Below are 19,599 nucleotides of genomic sequence, written 5' to 3'. Positions count from 1 at the left end.
CAACGGGCGGCGACGAGATGATTGCAAAGAAACGAGTGTCAACGGCCCCAGCATATCCGCTGATCAAGCGTCTGATTGGCGAAAATCTGCCGCCGCACAAGATACTGTATGTGACAGGTTTGCTGTGCTCGATCGCTGCTGCTGCCGCGGTCGGCGCGACGGCCTGGATCATGAAAGTCATGATCAACACCATCTATGTCGAGCGAGACGCTGCCGCTGTATCGGGTATCAGCGTCGTCATCATCGGCATTTTCCTGGTCAAGGGCATAGCTGCCTACTGCCAGACCGTCACGACGGGAAAGATTCGCCGGGCTATCGTTTCGGACCTGCAAAACCGTCAATTTTCTCGAATGGTGCGTTTCGACATCAGCCGTTTCGCGAACCAGCATCCGGCAAAATTCATCTCCAAAATCATGTTCAACGCGCGCGCCGGGGCGACCGTTATTCTCACCCTCACGAGCAGCGCCGTCTCTGATCTGCTGACCCTGATTGCCTTGGCCAGCGTCATGGTCAAGCAGGACCCGGTGATGTCGCTGATATCCGTGGCGGTTCTGCCGATGCTGTTCCTGTCAGTCGGCGCGATAACCAGGAAGCTCAAGGCGCTGGCGAGGGGCGAGACGGAATTGGCCGCGCAGGTCCAGTCGATCGGCACGGAAGCCGTCGAAGGCATCCGCACCATCAAGTCCTTCCAGCTCGAGGACAAGGCGGTTGCCAGCTTTGCAAAGGCCGTCCGCAAGATGGAAAGACGTGGCATCCAGATCAACCGGACGTCAGCATTGATGAGCCCATTGATGGAGACCGGCGGCGGCGTGATCATCGGGCTTTTCGTTATGTACGCCAGCTGGCAGACCCTCGACAACGGCAAGACGCCCGGCGAATTCATGGCCTTCATTACCGCGTTCCTGCTTGCCTATGAACCTGCCAAGCGGTTGGCCCGGGTCAATGTCGACATCCAGAAGCAAATGGTCGCCGTCGAGCAGATGTATGATTTGATCGACACGCCCGAGCAGCGGCGACTCGCAATCGCGGGCGAGCGCCTGACCGACATCGATGGTGGTATCCGCTTTGAAGATGTAGCCTTCTCCTATGACGGCAACAGCCCGGCACTGGAGGGTGTTTCCTTCGACGTGCGACCTCGTGAGAAGCTGGCGATCGTCGGCCGCTCCGGCGCCGGCAAGACCACCATCGTCAATCTGATCCTGCGCCTGATGGAGCCTGACAAGGGCAGGATCCTGATCGACGGAAAGGACATTTCGAAGATCAGCCTGGCCGACGTTCGCGACAATATCGCACTTGTGTCACAGGACGTCTTCCTGTTCGAAGGCTCGATCCGCGACAACATTCGCGACGGCCGCCCGAACGCCACGGATCAGGAAATCGAGTCCGCTGCGAACCTCGCCCGGGTCACCAGCTTTGCATCGGCGCTCGAAAACGGGCTCGACACGCTTGTCGGGCCGAGCGGCACCAATCTGTCGGGCGGGCAGAAACAACGCGTCGCCATCGCACGCGCCTTGCTCAAGAATGCTGCGGTAATCGTCTATGACGAAGCGACATCGGCGCTTGACGGTGAAAACGAACGGGCGGTTATGGAGGCAGCCTTCGACAACACATTTCAGCGCACGGTGATCTGCATTGCGCACAGGCTGTCTACGATCAAGGCGGCCGATCGTATTCTCGTGTTTGACGCCGGACAGCTTGTCGATGCTGGAACGCATGACCAGCTTGCCAAGCACAGCGAGATATATCGTTCGATATTCCACCTGGAGACGCCCGATCCGATGGCCGAAAGCGGCAAAAAGCTGCGGCAGAGCGTATTGCGCTGAAGGCCGATGACCAGCTTTTATCACGGTTCCTATGTCCGGTATGTGATTGGTGGACTGGGCCTCCAGGTGCGCCGGTACAAAAAGGCGGTGCGCAGGTTGTTTTCCGGTCCCAGGCAGCCGCGTTCCATTCTTGAGCTGCAGGCCAAGGTTGAGGCGTTGATCGTGCGCAGGGACTGGAAAGGCCTTGAAGCCGGTAGCAATGAGATGGCTGTCACGGCCGATCACAATCGCGACCCGGAGCTGATGCAGAAGGCGGGCCAGGCGTTCGAACGGCTTGGCAACTTTGCGCGGGCAGCTGAGCTTCGGCTTTCCGCGCGCCGGCTGCGGAAAGGGAAAAGCGCCAACGAATGGACCGGCGAGAATCTCGGATCGGATACACTGCTGATCGATCTTGTGGAGGATGACCCGCGCAGCCTTGGCCGGATTATCCGCCACGCGCGACTGGCCGGCGCTGCCGCTTCCTATTCGCAAAGCGCAACAATTCGGGTCGAGCCGCGCCTGGTATCAATTGTGCAACGAACGTTCCCGAAGGCGACCGTGGTCCCGGCGCAGCAGGATGTGGTCGGCAACAAACGTGCGACTTTCGAAGATCTCGCCTGGGTTTTCGGACGCGATGCCGAAAAACTTGCTGCCGACTTCGTGCCGCTGCGGGCAGATCCTGAACTCGTCGAGACATTCCGCAAGCGCTATCGCTCGATGACGGATCTGCCGTTGGTCGGTCTCTCCTGGGGCAGCAAATCCCACACCAAGGACGTGCCTGATTTTCCTGAATGGGCACGGTTCATCGCCCAGACACAAGCGACATTCGTTTCGCTCCAGTACGGACAGATCAAGCCGGCGTTGCGGCGCCTTCGCAAGGGCAACGACGGACGTCTTATCTTTGACGATAGCGTCGACCAGATGGTCGACATGGACCGTTTCGCCGCACAGGTCGCCGCACTCGATGCTGTCGTGACCATCAGCAATACGGCGGCCCATCTTGCCGGAGCCCTTGGCGTGCCGACTGTTTTCCTCATCGACGATAATTTTCAGACGGCATGGCCAGTGACCGGCGACCGGACACCCTGGTATCCGAAGGGCATTGTCATTCGCAAGGAGGGGCGCCCTTGGTCGCTGGTGCTCGACGAGGCCGGCCGGCGGCTCTCGTTGATCCTGACGACGCTTTCCGACACTCCCCGGGGACGATAGAACATCGCCGTGCAGAACAGACGAACCATCCTTCAGAAGGCAAAAACCGCCGATCTGCGCCCGCAGGGCGCCGTCGGCAAGCGGCTGCAGAAGGTTCTCGAGCGGGCAAAGGAACTTCTTAGACGTCCCTCGCGCCACGGCGACGAAAGTGCCGAAAGGCACATGAGGCTGATGGAGGAAAGTGTGCAGCGTGGTGACTGGCAAACTGCTCGCGACCATGCACTGGCGCTTGGCGTGCTTGGTGAGCAGCTTGGCGATCTCGGCCTGATCAAGAAAGCGGGGCGTGGACTGAGGCGTCTCGACGGAGGAAATCGCGTCTGGCAGTTGATGGCGGCGAGCAAGCAGCTGCGCGGCAGGCCCGATTGGGATGGCAGTGATCTTGCGGGTCGCACGCTTCTCGTCGATCGTCGCGAAGGCGACCTGGCGATCTTTTTCCAGTTTGCGTCTTTGCTTGGTCCAGTGGCCGCGGCTGCCGGTCGATGCATCGTCTTCGTCGAGCCGCGACTGGTGCCGCTTTATCGCAGAACATATCCTGCGCTCGATGTCAGGATTGAAGGGGCAGAGGACATGGCGGCGGTGGACGCCGATGTCGTTGCCGGTTTCGAGACACTGGCAAAGCATTTCTGGCCGGACGACCCGGCGGCACGCGCGCCCTTCGTTCCGCTGGAGCCGGACCGCCGACTGGTTGCCGAACTGCGCGGCACCTATCTCGATGGCGGCCCAGGTCCCCTGATCGGATTTGCCTGGGGAAGCCTCAACAAGAGCAAGGATCTGCCGGCTCTCGACGATTGGCAGACGCTGTTCGCCAGCCTGCCGGGGCGCCTCGTCGGTCTGCAATATGGCGATGTCGGGCCGGCCCTCTCCGAGTTCGAGCGCCACGCGCCGGGGCGCATCATCCATGACGCTTCCGTCGACCAGTTGACGGACATGGACCGCTTTGCCGCCCAAATCGCGGCGCTCGACGCGGTGGTGACGATCAGCAATACCGGCGCCAACCTGGCCGGAGCGCTCGGCGTGCCGACGATTGTCATGCTCGACGACGGGTTTCGACTGTCCTGGCCTGCCTTCGGCGAGACCGTCGCTGCATATCCGAGCGTTCGACTGGTCCGAAAAGGCGGCCGAGCCTGGGCGTCGGCAGTACAGGAAGCAAGCGGACGGGTCATGCAAATCATCAGCGGAGCTGGCGATGGAAGGTAGCCTACTTCTCGGCCGGTTGCGCCGCGCTGTCGCGCTTGCAGGCTACAAGTACAAGGTCTGGTTCCGACGTCACCGCCGGCAGCTCTTCCTGCGCTGGCGCGACGGCGACATTGCCGATCAGATGGCGGATTATCGGCGAAGCGTCGAGTCCCGCGATTGGCCGGCGGCACTGCCGAAAGCCCTGGCTCTTGGATCCATTGCGAAGTCGAGGGGCGAAGTCCACCTGATCGACGAGCTCAGCAAGGCGCTGATGCGGATGGGCGCCTATGGCGCAGCCGCCGAACTCAGGATCGCACGACGCCACATCGTCAACGGCCGCGTCGATGGCGAGTGGCTGGGCCAGGATATTTCTGGCCAGACACTGCTGATCGATCTGATGGAAACCGAAAAGCAGGGGCTGGCCACCGCGATCCATCATGCGAGTTCCGTCGGCTGTGCCCTGGGGCGCACCGCCCGCTCGATCGTCCTGGTCGAGCGCCGCCTGGTACCGCTCTTCCAGCGCACTTTTCCGACCGCCGATGTGCGGCCGGTCGGCGCTGGCGGCAAGGCCGCCTATGCCGAGGCGCAGGCGTTCGCCGGCGTCCAGCATCTGACTGCCGTTTTCGAAACCGACGAGGCGACGATCCGCGAGCATTTCGTGCCCCTGAAGCCGGATCCGGCCCGGGTCGCTGAACTTCGCGCCCGCTACCGGAAGGAAGGACGGCCGTTGGTCGGTATCGCATGGGGCAGCTCCAATCCCGGCAAAGACCTGCCGCCGCTTGCCGCCTGGCGAAACCTGATCGGCCGCCCGGACCTCCGGTTCGTCTCGCTGCAGTACGGCCAGATCGAGACCGATCTGAAGATCCTGACCGACGGTGAGCCGGAGCGCATTCTTCATGACAGATCGGTCGATCAGCTCGTCGACATGGACCTTTTCGCCGCGCAGGTTGCCGCGATGGACGCCGTGGTGACCATCAGCAATACCGGAGCGCATCTGGCTGGTGCGCTCGGCATCCCCTCGGTTTTCATTCTGGGCGACGGCTTCAAGCGCTCCTGGCCGGTCGAGGGCGACCGCACGCCCTACTATCCATCGGCCGTGCTGGTCTCGAAACGGGAACGCCCCTGGTCCGTGGTGATGGACGAGGCCGAGTCCATTCTGGCGCCATGGGTCACAAAAGTGAGTGGCTAATGCGTGTCGTCCAAAGCGCGTCACTGAATAGGCTTCGACGCGATGCGCATTAAGGGGTTCGGCCGACGGACCGCGGAATGGAGCGCCCGTGTCGAACAGTCGTCGCAACAGGCCAAAAAACATAAGGCATTCCGAACCGGGATATAGTAAAGGCCCAATTCGCCCCGCAGAGGATCGCAATTCTTGCTGGCATTTCTGCCTTGTGTTCGAATCAGCCGTAGGCTTAGGCGCCCAGTAATTGGGTTCGTCTGGCCGGCAGCGGTTCGGGCGCCAGCTCTGATAATCTAAAGGAGGTCTCTCCCATGTCCTTTCTAAAATTTTTCCAGGCCAAAGCGCCGCCTCTTCCTCTTATCGTATCCTTTCCAAAATCAGGGCGCACCTGGCTGCGTGTCATGCTGGACGATCTCGGCGTTGAAGTTCAATACATTCACGACGGAACCGACCACAAGTTACTTCGACCGAAATCGAGCCTCAAGGAGAATAAATCTCGATACAAGAAAAGAAGAACAATAATGCTTGTTCGCGACCCAAGAGATACGGTGGTCTCAGGGTACTTTCAGGTTCAGAAGCGCCACATGCTTCCAGCGGGATCGTTCAGCGATTTTATCAGAAGCGACAATCATGGGATTGAAAAGATCATCAGATTTAATCTGCAATGGTTCGCGGCCATGCCCCGGATGCGCGAAATCCGGTATCTTCAATATGAAGATATGCATCGGGATACGGCTGGTGTCCTTCGCGCGATCCTTGGATTCCTGAACCAGCAGGCTGACGATCGGACGCTTGTCGAGGTGGCGAACAACCGAACGTTCGACAAGATGAAAGTGAGTGAATCGACCGGTGATCTGTCCGATCGATACGGCAAGATATTACAGCCGCGCGATGCGAATGATCCCGAAAGCTTCAAGGTGCGCAAGGGCAAGATAGGCGGTTACGGCGAATATCTTTCCGACGACGACGTGGCCTATTGTGACGAGCAGTTGGCTAAGTTCGAATATTGGGAGAAGCTGGACAAGGTCTTTAGCACGAACGGCTTGTGCTACTCTCGCGTCGATAACGGCGCCCGGATCGCCTTGGGTTAGGGAGCATTGCCGACATGGTGATGCGGACCGGATTCATTTGCGGCTGCGGCCATAGCGGGACGACGTTGATGGCGACGATCCTTGCGTCGCATCCCGACGTCTACTTGCCGCTCCAGGAAACCAACATTTTCTTCAAGTGGACGCCACTGGCCATGTTCCGCTTCTGGAAACTGAAGCGGGCGGCGCTCGATGCTGGAAAGAACGTGCTGCTTGAAAAGACACCGCGGCATATCCGCCGTGTCGCCCGCATTCGCCGGCTCGTGCCCGGCGCGCGTTTCGTCATGCCGGTGCGAGATGGGCGCGACGTGGTAGCGTCCCTGATCAAACGACTTGGCGACCCAAAGGAGGCTCTCGACCGCTGGATCAACGACAATGCGCTGGTGCTTGCGGAACAGGGAAAGCCGGATGTGCTGATCTATCGCTATGAGGACCTGGTCGAGAATCCGGCCAAAGTCGTCGAGCAGATATGCGGCTTTCTCGATGTAAGCTTCAGCCCGGATCTCCTCGACTACCACAAGAACCCGCAGCAATGGTTCAAGCCGACCGACGCCAGCGTCGAGACGCAACATGAGGTGCTCCGGAACCAGCAGGTCAATCAGCCGATCTACGACGGAAGCGGGAGATGGCGCTCCGAACTTGGAAACGCCGAGTTACAGGACCTGGTACAAGGACGAGGTGCCCAGCTTATGAAAGCATTCGGTTATGCATGATGCCGGTTCGGCATCTGCTGGAAATGCCGTCTACCAATCAATCTTGTCGATCAAACCCGTTTTGAACAGGCTGTGAGCTCCTTCGTACAGCATTGACTGTTCGCTCATCGCGCTGAGAGCGGCTTTACCGCTCGATACCTCATGATACTGGCGATATTTGGAAGCGCCGTTCCAATACTGACCTTCCGCCACCGCGACCTGCGCCTTATCGTTGAAATCGGCGAAGAACTTGAAATGAAGCAGGCCGGCCAATCCCTTTATATAGTTTCGCCAGTAGGGCAGCGGTGAGTGAATCGACGTAAAAATCGTCTGGCGATCAACATATATCAGAGGGAACTTGGTCAACTTGTGCTGCCTGGCGAAAAGCCGGGTTCTCGGGCCGCCTGTGATCTTGAGATGCCGGGGGCTCCTCGTCACCTCGTAGCCGCTGCCGTCGAAATGGTCCGCAACTTGCCATGGCGGCACGATGGGATCGAAGGGTACGTCCCAGATGTTTCCGCTCGGATACATGTCGATCATCGGCGCCAGCAGGCGTGTCATTCCGCGCCGCTTGAGCCAGTCGGCCATCGCACCGAGCGGATGCTGATCCATGCCGTCATAGACAAGATATTCGTCCGCATCCACGGTCAGATACCAGCGAGGCTGACCATAAATCTGCACAATACGCTGCCGCCAAAGGTTTCCCAGGTCCGACTGCGAATAGGTGATCGGCGAGCTGAACAGATCGACGTCTGGCTGCTCGGCCAGAAGCTCAGCTGTGCCGTCGGTCGAGCGATCATCGAGGACGGCGAATCTGGTGACGCCGAGTTCGCGATAGTGCTTCAGGAACGGGCGTAGCCTGTCCGCCTCGTTGCGGATGACGAGGATCAAAGGCAAGTCATTCGCTTTAAGGGGCGTTATCGGCCGCAGCGATGACACTTCTGCCCGTCTTCCGAAGGTGTGTCTCAGCCGATATATGGCGGTGTCGGTAATCGTCCGGCGGACAATGGCAGGCCAGGTTGCTTTGCTCAAGCCGTCGATTCCCCTCATGGCGGTCACCGCCCGGCTGGAGCTGGCGCTGATCCGCTGTTTGCAGTTAATTTCTACATGCAGCACCGTTAGGCAAATCGCAAGCAGTTGCGGAGTTCCGGCGGGTGAGCTTTCCAAGTGTTGCCGATGCGCGCTGGCCTCTATAGACATCGTCGGATGGCAACAGGCCGGAGCCCAGACCCCATGTACGCCGGCATTCGTGGCACCGAAATTCAATTCGACAGGCCGATCCTGTTCGTGCGCCAGCGTTATGCGCCTTTTGGTGGCGGCGAGATCATGCTGGAAAACATCATGGCCGCATTTGCCGCGCGTCAGCGGCCGGTGGCCGTGCTCTCCGGCGAATGGCCGCGAAACGACGGCATAGAATTCATCCATTGTGCCGGCCGCCGGTTTCCGCGTTCGCTGCGGGCGACGTCCTTTGCTCAAGCCGCCTGCCGCAAGATCGCCGAGATGCCGCCGGCTCTGGTGCAGAGCAACGATCGCCTGCCGTGCTGCGATGTCTTCCGGGCCGGGGAGGGCGTTCATGCCGCCTATCTTGCCGAGCGGCGGCGTTTCGAGACGCGGCTTGGCAGGGCGGCAATGGCGCTGAGCCCCTTTCACCGCCAGACGCTGCGCCTCGAGCGCGCAACCTATGCCAGTTCGCGGCTCAAAGCTGTCATTGCCATTTCGAAAATGGTGGCAGAGGACATTGTCCGTCACTACGATTATCCGGCGGAAAATGTGCACCATATTCCCAACGGGGTGGATCTCGACCGCTTCAAACCGCAGCTGCGCCAATTGCATCGGGCGACAATCCGCGCGCGCCTTGACGTCGACGCAAACAGGCCGGTCGTCCTGTTTGTCGGCTCGGGCTTTGCGCGAAAGGGGCTGCTCGCACTGATGAAGGCGGTCGCCAGGCTCGATGACGAGCCTGAATTGTGGGTCATCGGCCATGATTCGCGCGCCAACGCCTTCAGGCAGGCCGGTGACAGGCTCGGTCTCGGCGCACGGCTCAAGATGCTGGGGCCGCAGAAAGACATGCTGCCGTGGTACGGCGCGGCCGATATTGCAGTGCTGCCTTCCATCTATGATCCTTTCGGCACAGTGGTCATCGAAGCCATGGCCAGCGGCTTGCCCGCTGTGGTAAGCACCGGCTGCGGAGCGCGCGAGCTTGTCGAGCGGTTCGAGCCGACGCTCGTTTGCGACGCGGCCAGCGAAAGCGACCTCGCAGCAGCGCTCGCGCACGCGCTGCAGTTGTCGTCACGACCTGAAACCGCAGCCCGGGTGAGGGCGGCGGCCGAACACTATGATTTCAATGTCATGATCAAGCGAATGATGGCGCTGTATGAAAGCCTTGATCTGAAATGATTTTCGACTTTGTTGAATTGGGTTAGTACCGTCAGTGTGCCAACAGGCCGGGAGCCGATGCTGCAGATGCATTCGAATGACAGTGGCAGCTTTGATGCCGGAACATTCTGACCGTGCCGGCGCTCTCGGTCATTATCATCACCCGCAACGAGGAGGCGTCCATCGCGCAATGCCTTCGGTCGGTCCATTTTGCCGATGAGATCGTCGTTCTCGACAACAACAGCAGCGACAGAACCAGGGAGATTGCCGGTGCTCTGGGGGCCAAGGTTCTGATGACCGTTGATTGGCCCGGTTTCGGCGCGCAAAAAAACCGTGCGCTGGCCGCGGCAACGGGGGATTGGATCCTCTCGCTGGATGCAGATGAGTGGGTGGAGGCGCCGCTCGGCGCGGAAATAAGGGCCGCAATCGCCGACGCAAAAGCCTATGACGGCTTCGAAATACCGAGAAGATCGCGCTTTTGCGGTCACATTGTCCGCCATAGCGGCTGGTCGCCCGATCTGGTGCTCAGGCTCTTCCGTCGCCGCTCCGGGCGCTTCAGCGACGACACCGTGCACGAGAAGGTATTGGTGAACGGGAAGGTCAGCCGATTATCCCAGCCGATCGAGCACGATTCCATCACCGACTTGGCAGATGCCCACGACAAGATCGGCCGGTACGCAGAAGCGTCCGCCGCGCAACTGCTTGCCGAGGGCAAAAAAAGCTCGATAGGCAAGGCGGTCTTACGCTCCGTCTGGGCCTATGTGCGCAGCTATGTTTTCCGGCTGGGATTTCTGGACGGTTCCATTGGTGCAATGGTGGCCGCGTATTCGGCCAGCTACACCTATCAGAAATGGGCGCGTGTCGCAGTGGGAATGCGAGGCCAGGGCCACCAAAAAAGCAAGGCTGAGGCCAGGACAAATCTGTGACAAACCGGCTTGGTTGACCGCAATTGTTGCCGAGCCATCGCCAACTAGTTAGTGTACGACCGTTAAAATCGAAAGCCAGGGTAGTGAATATGACTGATGCGTTTAGGGTATTTATCGGATGGGACAGCCGCGAGCCGATCGCGTACGACGTCGCGCGACACTCGCTGCTCAAACATGCGTCGGCGCCTGTCTCCGTCATTCCGATCAAACAGGACGAGATGCGTGCCCGCGGGCTGTATTGGCGGGAAAAAGATCCGCTCGCCTCAACGGAGTTCACCTACACGCGCTTCCTCACGCCCTTTCTCGCCGACTACACGGGTTGGGCCCTGTTTTGCGATTGCGATTTCCTGTGGCTTGGTGACGTCGCAGGCCTGCTGAAATATACGGACTCGGACAAGGCGGTCTATTGCGTCCAGCATGACTATACGCCGAAGGCCACAACCAAGATGGATGGCGTGGTCCAGACGTCCTATCCTCGGAAAAACTGGTCGTCGCTGATGCTGTTCAATTGCGCGCATCCTTCAGTCAGATCGCTCACGCCAGACGTCGTGAATCAGGAAAGTGGCGCCTATCTTCACCGAATGCAGTGGGTTGCCGACAAAGATTTGGGCTCATTGCCGGTAGAGTGGAATTGGCTCGAAGGCTGGAATGAAAAGCCTGCGGTCGGCACACCCAAGGCGGTCCACTATACGAGCGGCGGCCCGTGGTTTGCCGAGTGGCAGAATGTCGACTACGCCGACTTGTGGATAGCAGAACGCGACGAGTTCCTGGCTTCCGATCAAGCGGCATCTTCTCAGAGCGCAGTTCGATAAGAACATCGTGTTTGGCGGGTGACCTGGGCGCTTGCGAAAGTGGCATTGATTTTCGTGTCGCCAAGGGCGCAGCAACCAGCCGTCAGGCGCTGGGCGTCGACAACAATGCATGGTGCGGCCGTGGGGCGGGATGGGGGCTGATTTCGCCTAGGAATCTGGCAGTTTCGGCAGGGTAAGCATGCCGCACCCAGGTAAGGATCAGCTCGCGGCAATATGATTGGTTTGGGGTCCGTCAGCTCTTTCATCGGCCTAGCCGGCACGCGAAAGTCGACCATGCCGTCACTGCGAAGACGCCTCGATCGTTTCCTGGAGAACCGCGGGCCCAAAGTACCGCGGCTGCAGCTGAACCATGTCGAGCGCCTGGCGCTGGTCCGTCGCCATGGTGATTTTTCCCTTGCCTATTCGACCGCTGTGCAGAAGGGGCTTCACTACTTCGGCGATGCCCGGGGCTACATCGCTTACGGCAGCAAAACGCGACATCATTTCGCGCTCGGTGATCCAGTGGCTGCCCCGGCCGATCGGCGCGACTACATCAAACGTTTCATCGAGGTTGCCGGCAGCCCGTGGTTCGTGCAGATCGGCGAACAGACGGCGCGCGTGCTTGCCGGGCTTGGCTATCAGGTCAACCGCCTCGGCGTCGACACCAGGCTTGTCCTGCCTGGACACGACTTTTCCGGAAAGCGCAACGAGACAGTGCGCTATTCCGAACGCTGGCTCTTGAGGAAGGGGTTTTCTTTCGCAGAGGACAACGGGACTATCTTCCTCGACGAGATTGCCAGGCTCTCCCAGAATTGGCGGGCCGACCGCATCGTCAAGCGCTGGGAGATGAGATTTCTCAACAGGCCCTTTGCCGATCACCTTGGCGTCGATATGCGCCGTTTCGTCCTGCACGGTCCGGATGGGGAACTCGTGGCCTTGCTGGATTTCGATCCGCTGTTCAGCGACGGTAAGATCATCGGCTACACCACCTCGTTCAAGCGCAAGCACATCGATGCCTCGGCGCATGCCGAGATCGGCCTGACCAAGTTCGCGGTCGACCGCTTTCGCAACGAAGGTGTTTCCGTCGTCACCCTGGGCCTGTCGCCGCTTGTCGAAATCGGACCTAGCGGTTTTGCCGAAAGCGATTTCTGGCGGCACGCCTTCCAGCGTGCCTATGACTCGCCCTGGGTCAATCGCACCCGCTTCAACCTGCAGGGGCAAGCGGCCTTCAAGCGCCGGTTCCATGGTGTCGAAGAGCCGACCTATCTCGCCTTTCGCAAGGGGAGCTTTTTCGAAGCGCTTTCTCTGCTCCGGCTGATCAGGGCCGTCTAGTGCTTGGTGGAGGATGAGGGCTCGTCGTCTCCCAGTATGGTCGACCTCACAGCGGCCAGGCTTGGTCGTTTAGGTGGGAAAGGAATGCCGCGGCGGGATACTAAAAGACCGGCTGCGAACGCCGGAGCACCCTGCGGCGTCCCCCAGTCCGCCGGAGCACTTTGGCAGCCCGACACCGGCTCCGCATCAGCGCGCCAGCGAGCGGATTCACTATTGCTGCTGCGCACCGCCAGGAATAACGAGAGTACCCTGACCCGGCCTTGAGTATCTGAAGCCTATGAAGAACAAAGCAACGATGACCAAACAAATGACGATGACCGCGACGACGCTGCCAGGATGGTGTCCGGTATCTGGCGGTTGGACCATTGCCTTCCCGTATGGCTATCGCCACTGACCTTCTTCATCTTCCAACCGAGCATCACGACTGTCAATGGACAGAGGAGCTGCCCCCGCCATCCAATCAGCCGCCGGTAGCGTCGACCACGTTACGCGCTTGCCGACCGCAGTTGATGATGGACCGAACCACAACTTATCCTACGCACGCCTCCATCGCTGCGAAGCGTTGGATGGCGGCGATCCACCGCGGCTTAGTCAAGCCTGAAACAGGAACGCCGCCGCCGGATCGAAAAAGACCTGCCGGCTGCAGGGCGACACACCCTGCGATTGCATGGCGGCGGAGGTCGGCCTGATGTCAACCTCCTGTCCAGCGGCGGTGCGCGCGACAATCCGCCGGCGCTCGCCGTAAAATGCGATATCGACGATCTCGACATTCAGTTCAGCGCTCGCCGGGCTCCGCTCCATGCTAAAGGCTTCGGGCCGGATCATCAGCCTGCTCTTCTGGCCTTTGCCGAACGTGCCGTTGGACCTCACTCCGGATATGACCGAACCGTCTGTCATGCGGATCGTTGTCGTGCCGTTGGTGGTGTCGAGATGTTCGGCGGCGAGGAAATTTGAATTGCCGATGAAGCCGGCGACGAAGTCGGTCGCTGGCCTGAGATAGAGATCCTCGCCGGTGCCGGTCTGCTCAATGCGGCCATCCTTGAACAGGGCGATCCGGTCCGACAGATGCAGCGCCTCTTCCTGATCGTGGGTGACATAGAGGATGGTGACGCCGGTCTGGCGATGAATGCGGCGGATTTCGCCCTGGATTTCCTCGCGCAGCTTCTTGTCGAGCGCCGACAATGGCTCGTCCATCAAAAGGATCGGCGGATCGTAGGCCAGCGCCCGGGCCAGCGCGACGCGCTGCTGCTGGCCGCCCGACAGCGCGCCGGGTAAGCGCCCGGCGAAGCTTTCGAGCCGCACCAGGCCCAGCATGTCGGCGACCTTTTTCTTCACCTCGGCGTCCGGCCGGCGGCGAACCCGCAGCGGAAAAGCGACGTTTTCGGCCACCGTCAGATGCGGAAACAGGGTGTAGCGCTGGAAGACCATGCCGATGTTGCGCTTGTGCGAGGGCACTGCAAGCAGTGATCTTCCTTCCAGCAAGACATCGCCGGAAGTCGGGTCCTGAAAGCCGGCGATCGCGTAGAGCGTCGTCGATTTTCCCGAGCCGGAGGGCCCAAGAAAGGTCAGGAACTCACCCTTGGGTATGTCCAGCGTGACATCGTGCACGGCGACAATCGCCCCGAACGCCTTGCGCAGATTGCGGATGGAGAGGAAAGGGTGGGTCATGTCCGGAACTTTCGTTGCAGCAGCGCCGTCACCACCATCAGGGCAAGCGTCAGCCCGACAAGCAGGCTTGAGGCGGCTGCGATCACCGGACTGAGGTCCGACCGCAGACTGCTCCAGATCTTGACGGGCAAGGTTTGCAAGCTGGGGCTGGCCATAAAGATCGCAACCACGACTTCGTCCCACGACGCGAGGAAGGAAAAGATCGCGGCGGAGAAGATGCCGATCCGGATCGACGGCAAGGTGATCCTGAGCCTGGCCTCGAGCGGGCTTGCCCCGCAGACGATTGCCGCGTCCTCGATCGACTTGTCGAACCCTTCGAGCGCCGCGGCGATCGGTATGATGGCGAAGGGCAGCGCCAACACGGTGTGGGCGATGACGAAGCCGGTGGTGGTACCGCCGAGGCCGAGGCGAAGGAAGAAGGCGTAGATTGCGATGGCGAAGACAACGACGGGCAGCACCATCGGCGTCAGCAGCAGGCCGCGCAGGATCTCACGTCCGGCAAACCTTTCGCGAACCAGGGCAAAGGAGGCGAGCAGGCCGATCGCTACTGCCAGGATCGCCGTCATGGTGGCGATCCGAGCGCTGGTCAGCGCGGCGTCGAGCCAGGCCGGATCGGCAAAAAGCTCCTGGTACCATTTGAGCGTCCAGCCGGGCGGCGGAAAAGCCAGCCAGCGCGACGAGCCAAAGGAGAGCAGGACAATGAAGACCACTGGCAGCAGAAGAAAGCCGGCGACCAGCGCGGTGAAGCCGAGCAGGGCAAGCCGCAGTCCACCCATGCGGTCATAGTCGAGCAGCATCTCAGATGCCTCCGCTAATGCGCCCGGCACCGACAAGGCGCACCTGCAGCGCGTATAGAGCCATGGTGACGACAAGCAGGATGAAGGCTGCGGCGCTGCCGAGCCCCCAGTTAAGCAGCGACTGGACCATCTGCGCGATCATTTCGGCAAGCATCATGTTCGACGTGCCGCCGAGCAGTGCCGGCGTGACGAAGTAGCCAAGCGACATGACGAAGACCATCAGGCCACCCGCGGCGACACCGGGCAGCGACAGCGGCAGGAGGATGCGGCGGAACGCTTGGAAAGGGCTTGCGCCGCACAGCGACGCCGCACGCAGCGTCATCGGATCGATCGCCCGTAACGTGCCGACCAGCGGCAGGATCATGAAGGGCAGCATGATATAGACCATGCCGATGGTGACGCCGGTGAGATTGTTGATGAGCGGCAGCGGCTGGTCGATGGCGCCGATGGTCATCAGCGTCCGGTTGATGACGCCGGTACGCTGCAGGAGCACCATCCAGGCATAGGTGCGGGTGAGCAGGTTCGTCCACATCGACAGGATGATGATGCCGAAGATGATCGAGGCCAGTCCCGAAGGCATGATCGCCAGCATCCAGGCGACCGGAAAGGCGACAAGGACCGTGACGATGGTGACCAACGCCGCGACCAGGAATGTGTTGAAGAACACCCGCGCATAGGTGCCGTCACCAAGCAGGGCAGCATAGTTCTGCAAGCCTGGCTCGGGCTCCGTGACACTGCGCAAAAGCAGCGCCAGCACGGGGACGACGAAGAACAGCATAATCAGAATCAGGGCCGGCAGCAGGCCATTGAGACCTGCCGGCACCCGCACCGTTCCAAAGTTCCGGCGTGTTTCGACCGACATGACAGCGACCCGGCTACGGGACGAGACGGTACGAACCGTCTCGTCCATTGCGGTTCAAGGGCGGGCTTATTTCGCCTGCCAGGCATACCAGCGCGCAGCGATGGTGTCGCGATTGGCGGCCCAGTAGTTCATGTCGAGATTGATCTGTCCGTCGACATGAGCATCCGGCAGCGATTTCACGGCATCGGCCGGCATCTCTGCCCTGGCCTTGGTGTTGATCGGCGCATAACCGCTGGCTTCGGCAAATTTGGCCTGGCCAGCGGGGCCGCTCGCCGCGGCGAGGAATTTCATCGCCGTATCCTTGTTCTTGGCACCCTTCGGTACCACCAGAACGTCGGCTGCGGTCAGGTTCTGGTTCCAGGAGACGCCGACATCGGCGCCATCCTTGTTCAGTGCGAAGACGCGGCCGTTCCACAGCTGGCCGAACGTTGCTTCGCCAGATGCGATCAATTGCTGCGACTCCGCCCCGCCACCCCACCAGACGATGTCCGACTTGATGGTGTCGAGTTTCTTGAAGGCGCGATCGAGATCCAGCGGATAGAGCTTGTCCGCCGGAACACCATCGGCCAGCAGCGCGATCTCGATGACGCCGGGCGCCGACCATTTGTAGAAGGTCCGCTTGCCCGGGAACTTCGTCAGATCGAACATGTCGGCCCAGCCGGCCGGTTCACCCGAAACGGCGCCCTTGTTCCAGGCGAGCACGAAGGAATAGTAGAAACTGCCGACGGCGTGATCGGTGGTGAAGCGCGGATCGAGGTCGGCCTTCGGCACGGTCTTGAAGTCGATCGGCTCGAGCAGACCGTCCTTGGCCGCCTTGATGGCGAAATCCATCTCGACGTCGACGACGTCCCAGTTGACACTGCCGCTATCGACCATCGCCTTCAGCTTGCCGTAGTCGGTCGGGCCATCCTGCATGACCTTGATCCCGGATGCAGCGGTGAACGGCTCGGCCCAGGATTTGGTCTGCGCTTCCTGGGTCGTCCCGCCCCAGCTGGTGAACACCATGTCCTCGGCCTTTGCGTCCGTCGTTGCCAGAACTGTCGTTGCAATAAATCCGGCAAGGATGCCGGTGATGATCAGTTTCATGTCGTTCTCCTCTGTTGTTTTCGTTGTTGTCTGTTCGCGATCGGTCGTTTTCGCCTTGATCGCGCATCTCCGGCCAGCGGCGGCTACCGCATGACAAAAGGATCGGGAATCGGGTCGTCGGAGGTGCGTATCCACACCGATTTCGAACGCGTGTAGTCGCGGATCGCATCGAGGCCGCCCTCGCGGCCGAGCCCGGATTGGCCGTAGCCGCCAAACGGAACCAGCGGCGAGACCGCCCGATAGGTGTTGATCCAGACCACGCCGGCAAGGATGCCGCGCGCCATGCGGTGGGCTTTTGCCAGATTGGTGGTGAACACGCCGGACGCCAGGCCGAACTTCGTGTCGTTGGCGAGCGAAAGCGCTTCAGCTTCGCTGTCGAAGGCAAGCACCGAGAGCACCGGGCCGAAGAGCTCTTCGCGCACGCAGGCAAGGGTCTGATCAGGCGCGTCGATAATCGTCGGCGCGTAATAGAAGCCGCCCGCCATGCCCGTGGGGCGGATGCCGCCGGTGACCAGCCGCCCGCCGGCGGCCAGGCTTTCAGCAACGATCTTCTCTATCCATTCGCGCTGGCGCGAGGTGGCGAGCGGTCCCATTTCGGTCGCGGGATCCTGCGGATCGCCAATCCTGATCGCCTCGGCCTTGCGCTTGAGCCGGGCGAGGAGTTCGTCCTTCACGGAGCGCTGGACCAGCAGCCGTGAGCCGGCGACGCAGCTCTGGCCGGTGGCAGCGAAGATGCCTGCAACGACCGCGTTGGCGGCGCTGTCCAGATCGGCATCGGCAAACACCACGACCGGGCTTTTGCCGCCGAGCTCGAGCGTCGTGAAGGCGAGGTTTTCCGCCGTATTCCTGACGATCTGCCGAGCGGTCGAGGGACCGCCGGTGAAGGCGACGCGGGCGACGAGCGGATGACTGGTCAGGCGGTGACCGCAATCGTGGCCGAAGCCGGTCAGGATGTTGACGGTCCCGGCGGGAAATCCCGCCTCATGGACGAGCTCGGCGAAGGCCAGCAACGGGGCAGGGCCGTCTTCCGATGCTTTCAGAACGATGGTGCAACCGGCCGCCAGCGCCGGCCCGAGCTTGACGGCGGACAGGAAGAGCTGCGAATTCCACGGCACAATGGCGGCGACCACTCCGATCGGTTCGGGCCGGATGGTTACTTCCATGTCGGCCTTATCGATGGGGACGAATGAGCCCTCGTGCTTGTCGGCCAGCCCGCCATAATAGCGGTAGTAGTCGCCGACATAGGCGATCTGGGCGCGGGTCTCGCGGATGATCTTGCCGGTGTCGCGTGTCTCGAGTTCAGCCAGCCGGTCGGCATTGGCGACCACCAGATCGCCGAGCCTCACCAGAAGCTTGCCGCGTGCCGTTGCCGTCATCGCTGCCCACGGGGCGGAGCGCAGCGCCCGGTGAGCGGCTTCGACGGCGCGGTCGACATCATCAGATGATGCAGCGGGCATCGTCGCCCATGGCGCGCCCGTCGAGGGATCGATGCTGTCGAAGGTCGCCGCCACTTCGACGAAGCTGCCGTCCATATAGTTCCTGAATTGAGTGGTGCTCATCGCAATCTAGCTTTCGGCTCGGAAAAGGCCGGCATCACCCTGTCGATGAAGAGCTGCAGCGATTTCTTCTTGCGCTGATGGGAAAGGCCGCTGTCGATCCAGATCGAATACTGATCGTAGCCGAGCGCTTCGTAGGCCTTCAGCCTGGCGATCACCTCGTCGGCTTCGCCAATGACCAGGTTCTGCTTGATCTTGTCAGGCGCATATTGCGGCATGGCCCCGATCTCGTCTTCGGTCAGCGCTTCCATCATGCCCTGGTGCACCGGCTTCTTGTTCTGGAACCAGGCGCCGAACTGGCAGTAGAACTGCGACAGATCCTGCGCGAGCCGGTCAGCATCCGCGGCGTCCTCGGCGACGAAAGTATGCATAAGCAGCATGATCTCCGGCCTTGGTACGTCGGGGTGGGCATTGCACGCCGCGTTGAAACGCTCCATCAGGCTGGCCACTTCGTCATCGCCCGAGGCAAGCGGCGTAACCTGGACGTTGCATTTGCTGGAAACCGCAAAGTCGTGCGAGTTCGGATCGCGTGCGGCCACCCAGATCGGCGGATAAGGCTTTTGCAACGGCTTGGGCGACGAGGTGGTTGCAGGAAACGACCAGAACTCGCCGGCGAGTTCGAAGTCACCATCCCAAAGGCCCCGGATCGCTGGCACCATCTCGCGCATACGCTGGCCGGCACCCCAGGCCTCGAGGCCTGGGAAAAGTCGCTGGTATTCATAAGCGTAGGCGCCGCGCGCAATGCCGATGTCGAGACGGCCGCCGGTGATGACGTCGGCCATCGCCGCTTCGCCGGCAAGCTTGATCGGGTGCCAGAATGGCGCGACGATGGTTCCGGTGCCGAGCCGGATGCGCCTGGTTTTGGCGGCGAGCCAGGCGATGTTGATGAACGGATTCGGCGAGATGGTGAATTCCATCCCGTGATGCTCGCCGATCCAGGCAGTCTCGAATCCTGCCTTTTCGGCCTGCAGCACCAGCTCCTCCAACTCGCCGACAAGCTCGGAATGCGGCTTTGCCAGATCCGACCGCTCCATGTGGACGAAAAGCGAAAATTTCAT

17 protein-coding genes are annotated in these 19,599 nt (G+C 60.9%); 10 read left to right on the top strand and 7 right to left on the bottom strand.

The window, feature by feature from the left end; all coding sequences use genetic code 11:
• Positions 1 to 35: 35 nt before the first annotated feature.
• The 6 genes from NKH21_RS25385 to NKH21_RS25360 all read left to right on the top strand — a co-directional run bounded on the left by NKH21_RS25385 (position 36) and on the right by NKH21_RS25360 (position 7,168).
• On the top strand, positions 36 to 1,823 hold the full coding sequence (locus NKH21_RS25385; protein ID WP_352868212.1) for an ABC transporter ATP-binding protein: 1,788 nt from the start codon (positions 36 to 38) through the stop codon (positions 1,821 to 1,823).
• A 6-nt stretch (positions 1,824 to 1,829) separates the two neighbouring features.
• Positions 1,830 to 3,011, top strand: coding sequence for a glycosyltransferase family 9 protein (locus tag NKH21_RS25380; protein WP_352868209.1), 1,182 nt, complete (start codon positions 1,830 to 1,832; stop codon positions 3,009 to 3,011).
• Between the two features lie 9 nt (positions 3,012 to 3,020).
• Complete coding sequence (locus tag NKH21_RS25375) at positions 3,021 to 4,208, top strand: glycosyltransferase family 9 protein (protein ID WP_352868206.1); 1,188 nt, start codon at positions 3,021 to 3,023, stop codon at positions 4,206 to 4,208.
• Positions 4,198 to 5,376: a glycosyltransferase family 9 protein gene (locus NKH21_RS25370; RefSeq protein ID WP_352665024.1), complete on the top strand. Its 1,179-nt coding sequence runs from the start codon at positions 4,198 to 4,200 to the stop codon at positions 5,374 to 5,376. Before NKH21_RS25375 ends, NKH21_RS25370 begins: the two co-directional genes overlap by 11 nt.
• 302 nt (positions 5,377 to 5,678) lie before the next feature.
• Complete coding sequence (locus NKH21_RS25365) at positions 5,679 to 6,458, top strand: sulfotransferase domain-containing protein (RefSeq protein ID WP_352665022.1); 780 nt, start codon at positions 5,679 to 5,681, stop codon at positions 6,456 to 6,458.
• 14 nt (positions 6,459 to 6,472) lie between these two features.
• Positions 6,473 to 7,168 carry a sulfotransferase family protein gene (locus NKH21_RS25360; RefSeq protein WP_352665020.1) on the top strand — a complete coding sequence of 232 codons (696 nt, stop codon included), beginning with the start codon at positions 6,473 to 6,475 and terminating at the stop codon, positions 7,166 to 7,168.
• A gap of 30 nt (positions 7,169 to 7,198) precedes the next feature.
• Here the strand turns inward: NKH21_RS25360 and NKH21_RS25355 are convergent, their stop codons facing one another.
• Positions 7,199 to 8,413, bottom strand: coding sequence for a glycosyltransferase family 2 protein (locus NKH21_RS25355; RefSeq protein WP_352665018.1), 1,215 nt, complete (start codon positions 8,411 to 8,413; stop codon positions 7,199 to 7,201).
• On the opposite strand from NKH21_RS25355, the gene NKH21_RS25350 reads away from it, so the two are divergent.
• From NKH21_RS25350 to NKH21_RS25335, 4 genes are all read left to right on the top strand, one after another.
• Complete coding sequence (locus tag NKH21_RS25350) at positions 8,381 to 9,544, top strand: glycosyltransferase family 4 protein (RefSeq protein ID WP_352665016.1); 1,164 nt, start codon at positions 8,381 to 8,383, stop codon at positions 9,542 to 9,544. The genes NKH21_RS25355 and NKH21_RS25350 overlap by 33 nt on opposite strands.
• Positions 9,545 to 9,657: 113 nt before the next feature.
• Positions 9,658 to 10,449, top strand: coding sequence for a glycosyltransferase family 2 protein (locus NKH21_RS25345; RefSeq protein ID WP_352665014.1), 792 nt, complete (start codon positions 9,658 to 9,660; stop codon positions 10,447 to 10,449).
• Positions 10,450 to 10,538: 89 nt separating this feature from the next.
• Positions 10,539 to 11,261, top strand: a complete 723-nt coding sequence (locus tag NKH21_RS25340) for a glycosyltransferase (protein WP_352665012.1) — start codon at positions 10,539 to 10,541, stop codon at positions 11,259 to 11,261.
• Between the two features lie 273 nt (positions 11,262 to 11,534).
• A complete protein-coding gene (locus NKH21_RS25335; protein WP_352665010.1) occupies positions 11,535 to 12,572 on the top strand; it encodes a phosphatidylglycerol lysyltransferase domain-containing protein in 1,038 nt (345 codons plus the stop codon).
• Between the two features lie 591 nt (positions 12,573 to 13,163).
• Here the strand turns inward: NKH21_RS25335 and NKH21_RS25330 are convergent.
• The 6 genes from NKH21_RS25330 to NKH21_RS25305 form a co-directional block, all read right to left on the bottom strand.
• On the bottom strand, positions 13,164 to 14,240 hold the full coding sequence (locus NKH21_RS25330; RefSeq protein WP_352665008.1) for an ABC transporter ATP-binding protein: 1,077 nt from the start codon (positions 14,238 to 14,240) through the stop codon (positions 13,164 to 13,166).
• Positions 14,237 to 15,037: an ABC transporter permease gene (locus NKH21_RS25325; RefSeq protein WP_352665006.1), complete on the bottom strand. Its 801-nt coding sequence runs from the start codon at positions 15,035 to 15,037 to the stop codon at positions 14,237 to 14,239. Before NKH21_RS25325 ends, NKH21_RS25330 begins: the two co-directional genes overlap by 4 nt.
• 1 nt (position 15,038) lies before the next feature.
• Positions 15,039 to 15,899: an ABC transporter permease gene (locus NKH21_RS25320; protein ID WP_502911915.1), complete on the bottom strand. Its 861-nt coding sequence runs from the start codon at positions 15,897 to 15,899 to the stop codon at positions 15,039 to 15,041.
• 66 nt (positions 15,900 to 15,965) lie between these two features.
• Positions 15,966 to 16,985 carry an ABC transporter substrate-binding protein gene (locus tag NKH21_RS25315; protein ID WP_352665004.1) on the bottom strand — a complete coding sequence of 340 codons (1,020 nt, stop codon included), beginning with the start codon at positions 16,983 to 16,985 and terminating at the stop codon, positions 15,966 to 15,968.
• A gap of 83 nt (positions 16,986 to 17,068) precedes the next feature.
• Positions 17,069 to 18,544, bottom strand: coding sequence for an aldehyde dehydrogenase (locus tag NKH21_RS25310; RefSeq protein ID WP_352665002.1), 1,476 nt, complete (start codon positions 18,542 to 18,544; stop codon positions 17,069 to 17,071).
• A complete protein-coding gene (locus tag NKH21_RS25305) occupies positions 18,541 to 19,599 on the bottom strand; it encodes an LLM class flavin-dependent oxidoreductase (RefSeq protein WP_352665000.1) in 1,059 nt (352 codons plus the stop codon). The genes NKH21_RS25310 and NKH21_RS25305 overlap by 4 nt, the downstream gene beginning before the upstream one ends.

The sequence above is a fragment of the Mesorhizobium sp. M1329 genome (assembly GCF_040318035.1).
Classification (GTDB): Bacteria; Pseudomonadota; Alphaproteobacteria; order Rhizobiales; family Rhizobiaceae; genus Mesorhizobium.
This window is presented reverse-complemented; position numbering and strand designations above follow the sequence as displayed.

Excerpts from the sequence above, each read along its gene's own strand:
- NKH21_RS25310 (WP_352665002.1), bottom strand. The coding sequence starts at position 18,544 with ATGAGCACCACTCAATTCAGGAACTATATGGACGGCAGCTTCGTCGAA.
- NKH21_RS25305 (WP_352665000.1), bottom strand. The coding sequence starts at position 19,599 with ATGAAATTTTCGCTTTTCGTCCACATGGAGCGGTCGGATCTGGCAAAG.
- NKH21_RS25360 (WP_352665020.1), top strand. The coding sequence starts at position 6,473 with ATGGTGATGCGGACCGGATTCATTTGCGGCTGCGGCCATAGCGGGACG.
- NKH21_RS25380 (WP_352868209.1), top strand. The coding sequence starts at position 1,830 with ATGACCAGCTTTTATCACGGTTCCTATGTCCGGTATGTGATTGGTGGA.
- NKH21_RS25350 (WP_352665016.1), top strand. The coding sequence starts at position 8,381 with ATGTACGCCGGCATTCGTGGCACCGAAATTCAATTCGACAGGCCGATC.
- NKH21_RS25330 (WP_352665008.1), bottom strand. The coding sequence starts at position 14,240 with ATGACCCACCCTTTCCTCTCCATCCGCAATCTGCGCAAGGCGTTCGGG.
- NKH21_RS25365 (WP_352665022.1), top strand. The coding sequence starts at position 5,679 with ATGTCCTTTCTAAAATTTTTCCAGGCCAAAGCGCCGCCTCTTCCTCTT.
- NKH21_RS25320 (WP_502911915.1), bottom strand. The coding sequence starts at position 15,899 with ATGTCGGTCGAAACACGCCGGAACTTTGGAACGGTGCGGGTGCCGGCA.
- NKH21_RS25340 (WP_352665012.1), top strand. The coding sequence starts at position 10,539 with ATGACTGATGCGTTTAGGGTATTTATCGGATGGGACAGCCGCGAGCCG.
- NKH21_RS25315 (WP_352665004.1), bottom strand. The coding sequence starts at position 16,985 with ATGAAACTGATCATCACCGGCATCCTTGCCGGATTTATTGCAACGACA.
- NKH21_RS25335 (WP_352665010.1), top strand. The coding sequence starts at position 11,535 with ATGCCGTCACTGCGAAGACGCCTCGATCGTTTCCTGGAGAACCGCGGG.
- NKH21_RS25370 (WP_352665024.1), top strand. The coding sequence starts at position 4,198 with ATGGAAGGTAGCCTACTTCTCGGCCGGTTGCGCCGCGCTGTCGCGCTT.
- NKH21_RS25325 (WP_352665006.1), bottom strand. The coding sequence starts at position 15,037 with ATGCTGCTCGACTATGACCGCATGGGTGGACTGCGGCTTGCCCTGCTC.